Genomic DNA, 590 nt, shown 5'->3' with positions numbered 1-590 from the left:
GGCTGAACAGAAAAAGCTTCGCTATACCCTGGATAAGACAGCAGCAGCTTTATCTGGAATTTCTTCTGCTCAAGCCAATCAAGCTTTAGTTATTGCTAATCAAGGCATGGCAGCGGGTTTCTATCAGCAAGAAAGAGAAACGTCACCCGTTCCGCTTTATTTAGAGCTTGCGGAAGCAGATAAAAACTCGATTGAAGATTTAGCGCGTTTGCAGGTAAGAGGTCAAGCAGGGGTGATCAAACAGAGCAGCCGCTATGGCTTGGACAGTGCACCGGTGCCCCTCGTTGCTTTGGGAGAATTAGGTGCGTTCGAAGAGCATGTCTCGGATCGTGCAATTCATCATAAAGACCTAAAGCCGGTCGTTTATGTGATGGCAGAGCTGTCTGGTAGAACGCCTGCTGAAGTGATTGCTGATGTGAGTGGCGATTTACAGCTTGGGGCAGAAGCGAAACAAGAAAACCTGAATGTTAGTGATTGGCAGTCTCGCAACTTTCTTTCGCTATTCACTGGTGAGTCAGCCGGACAGACTTGGTCGCTACCTGAAAATATCCAGCTCGAATGGGGTGGTGAAGGCGAGTGGAAGATCACCA

General features: G+C 48.3%; 1 protein-coding gene. It reads left to right on the top strand.

The features are described 5' to 3' along the window. The coding region (locus A3766_RS07930) for an efflux RND transporter permease subunit (protein ID WP_197479429.1) at positions 1 to 590 on the top strand (590 nt) is incomplete at both ends.

It is taken from the genome of Oleiphilus sp. HI0132 (assembly GCF_001635845.1).
The sequence above is the reverse complement of the archived record's forward strand: the minus strand, read 5'-3'. Positions and strand labels throughout refer to the sequence as shown.